At 35.0% G+C, this 3,484-nt stretch carries 2 protein-coding genes; both read right to left on the bottom strand.

Features of this window, described 5'->3' with window-relative positions:
• Nucleotides 1–183: 183 nt before the first annotated feature.
• Nucleotides 184–1,590: an MBOAT family O-acyltransferase gene (locus AYJ08_RS04560; protein WP_064016765.1), complete on the bottom strand. Its 1,407-nt coding sequence runs from the start codon at nt 1,588–1,590 to the stop codon at nt 184–186.
• A gap of 528 nt (nt 1,591–2,118) precedes the next feature.
• Nucleotides 2,119–3,138, bottom strand: coding sequence for a restriction endonuclease (locus AYJ08_RS04565; RefSeq protein WP_064016766.1), 1,020 nt, complete (start codon nt 3,136–3,138; stop codon nt 2,119–2,121).
• Between the last annotated feature and the right edge of the window lie 346 nt (nt 3,139–3,484).

Here is a 3,484-nt window from a genome sequence, read left to right on the forward strand (position 1 = left end):
GCCTGTTGTAACGGCTGCGAGGCTGATCTCCGGAAATTTACGTAACGTCCGATTTTCGATGGCGGAAATCTCTTTATCCGGAGAAATGAAGGTAACAATTGCGAAACCATAAATAATAGCTAAAAATGTGGCCATATAAACGATTGAAATATGTTTATTCACTTCGATACTCCTTTTGAAAAATTAAAATCTAAAATACAAGAAAGGGTTATACGTAGAATTAATAAGATACAAAATCACTTCTGTAAAAAGGAAAAAGTTGAACAGCATTCCAAAAACGGTTTGTACTTTTATCATCGACTTACTCCATTGCAATGTTTGCAGTTTTGGATATACCGGCGTGGCAACAATCATCGCAATGACAAAGTAGAACCAATTGGAAGATAGCAACGAGAGTGCCAGAGAATCGAATATTTCGTTGTCCCGGGTATAGAACATGGAAGCAATGAATTCTGTTGCATATCCAAAATTGTCAGCGCGGAAGAACACCCATCCAATCATGACAAGCAGCAACACAACAACATGGTTTAACGGATAAATCTTGGAAAGCATCTTTTCAAGACCAGCTTTTTCTAAAGCGATTAGAATTCCGTAATATGCACCCCATGCAATGAACGTCCAACTGGCTCCGTGCCAAAAACCGGTTAGTGCCCACACTATAAATAAATTGCGATATACCTTCCAAGCAGCAACCTTGTTTCCGCCAAGCGGGATATAAACATAATCTCTAAACCAACTGCCAAGAGAGATATGCCAGCGTCTCCAGAACTCAGAAATGCTCCTTGAAATGTATGGATAATGAAAGTTCTCTGCGAACTCGAATCCAAACATTTTACCTAAACCGATAGCCATATCGCTGTAGCCTGAGAAATCAAAATAGATTTGTAAGGTATAAGCGATAATACCAATCCAAGCGCTTCCAGTTGAAAGATCCATTGCAGAAGTGGCGAACACGGTGTCTGCTACGGACCCAAGAGGATTGGCTAAGAGTACTTTTTTAGACAACCCAAGAATGAAGCGCTTAATTCCCTCGGCGAATTGTATGGAAGAAAAAACGCGTTTGCTAAGTTGTTCAGCGACGGCATTATAGCGAATAATAGGACCTGCTACAAGCTGCGGGAAAAATGTAATGTACAGCGCCAAGCTGAAGAGATTTCGTTGCGCTCTTTCTTTTTTTCTGAATATATCAATCAAATAACTAAGAGCATGGAACGTATAAAAAGAAATTCCTATAGGCAAAGGTACAGGGTCCAAATGAAGATTGGTTTGAAGTGCGGCATTGATTACATCAACAAAGAAGTTGGCATATTTAAAGTAGCCGAGAAGTCCGATATTAACAACGATTGCAAACGTTAGAATCCAGACTCTCTTTTTCTCGTGATTTTCCGATTTATCGATCCAAACCCCATACCCATAGTTAATGAGAATGGATAATATCATGAGAACCACATACCTCGGTTCGCCCCAAGCATAGAAGACTAAACTGAATAGTAAAAGAATAGTATTTTTAAATTTGAACGGAACAGCGAAATAAAGTGTAAGAACAAGCGGTAAAAAGCAAAACAAAAATATGACTGAGCTAAAGACCAAAACAAACTTCCTCTCTATGTTGTTATTTTGTGTAATGTAATCAGAATTAACAGAGTAAAATGTCTACGGATAAGTATCCCCTCTCTTTCTGCTCATTCTATAATAGGTCATTCCTAGATGTTTGCAAACTTGTCCACGATTGCATGTCTTTTGTTAAGGTTCATTATCAGTTCCATATCTTGCTCTACCCGTGGTTATTTTAAGGGAATAAGGTTAACGAGTTGGACTTAGAGGATTAAAGAAAAAAGCTGAGCCCGAAAATAAGCATTATAAAATAAACACCCGAATCATCAAATTCGGGTGTTTAGTGCTATTAATAGACATTATTTATTACTTTTATCTAATAACTAAATTACTTGTGCTACGGCTTCTGTCAGCTTCCCTTTGAAAAATGGGTTATGCCAATCCAAGCAAAACTTGTTTTTTCTTACCACTTCGTTAGACCATTATGGAGAAATCCATTTACTACTTTCGAGGCGATGCTGCAGTTTTCAATCAAAATACACATACATTTAGTTTGCAGGTTTTTTATTCCTCCATATTTAACATCCATACCCTTTTTAAAGGTATTTCAGTTTTAATTTCATCACTCAATTTATCGTAATTTTCAAAGAGTTGCTCTATAATTTTCTTTGAATCCCATAGTCTTACCTTAAAAAACTGTTTTGGAATTTCTTTTATCACAGAGGTCTTGAATCCAGTCCAGGAGACCAACAATCCATAGTCTGCATTAAAGTTACTCATTGTTCCTATTAATTGATCCATCGTAGGTCTATCAATAGGTGAATCAGCGGTTTTTACTTGAACACAAATTTTTGTTGAACCAAATCCTAAAATATCAGAAGCTGCTAAGATATCTACCCCATTATCTGCACCTTCCGGACTTCGATAGGTTGTGAATCCCTTGGCTTTTAATATTTCTTCAACCAAAATCTCCATTTTATGGCCTTTAAATTTCTTGATTATATAATCAGAAATTCTATCAAATATGTACTCATCTAAATCAAATCGTATCTCCTCATCTGATTCATCAATTTTTTGAGGTATAGTTTTATCCTTTATATTCCAATTATTTTCATACATTATCTTAATTCTCTCTTCTGCATTATTTTTATGTATCCTACATACAGTCATAAAAGCACCCATTGAATATAAGATATCTTGTTCAAATTTATCTCTTGGAATATCAACTGCAAACCATTCTACCTCTCTGTAATGATAATATGGACTTCCTAAGCTTTTATCATAATTATAATCTCCTACAATCTTCCCAAAATGTATCGTTCTATTTATCTTGCTTGGAAGTACAACCCAATCCCCTATTTTCATTCTATGGGCTATGGGATAGATTTGAGAGGCCCAATTTATCGCTGTTTTTTCTTTTTCTAGATCATACTTGTCTACAAGAAACATGTAGAGATCTTCTTTTTTGTTGAAATTTTTCAAATTTATATCTAAGTCATCCCAAGTTAGATATATTCTCTTGTCATTCAAAAACTTACTTTCATATTCTCCATTTGATCCAGCTCTAAATAACCAAATACTCAACCTTAGTTCCTCCTATTAGTTTATCTTTATATATTATATAGTAAAACTTTCCATCCACTAAGTCTCCATACCAAAAGATTTATTATTATTTTTGGACTAGTATACCTTTGGTAGGTCTTACTCGTAAAAAACAATCCTCAGGGTAACTAGAAGTTCGTGTAGAAAATAGTATGAAACAATTTGGGCTGATATTATAAGGAATTTACAAGCTCATTTTCTTTAAAAACGCTATTATCTTAGCGTTTTTTTGTTTGGGGGCTATGTAATTATTTGTCGAAAATTGAGGAATGTTTCGATTTTTTATTTTGCATCAATTATGAAAATATCATGGTAAATTAATACACAG

Source organism: Brevibacillus sp. SKDU10, assembly GCF_001645205.1.
Lineage (GTDB): Bacteria > Bacillota > Bacilli > Brevibacillales > Brevibacillaceae > Brevibacillus_B > Brevibacillus_B halotolerans.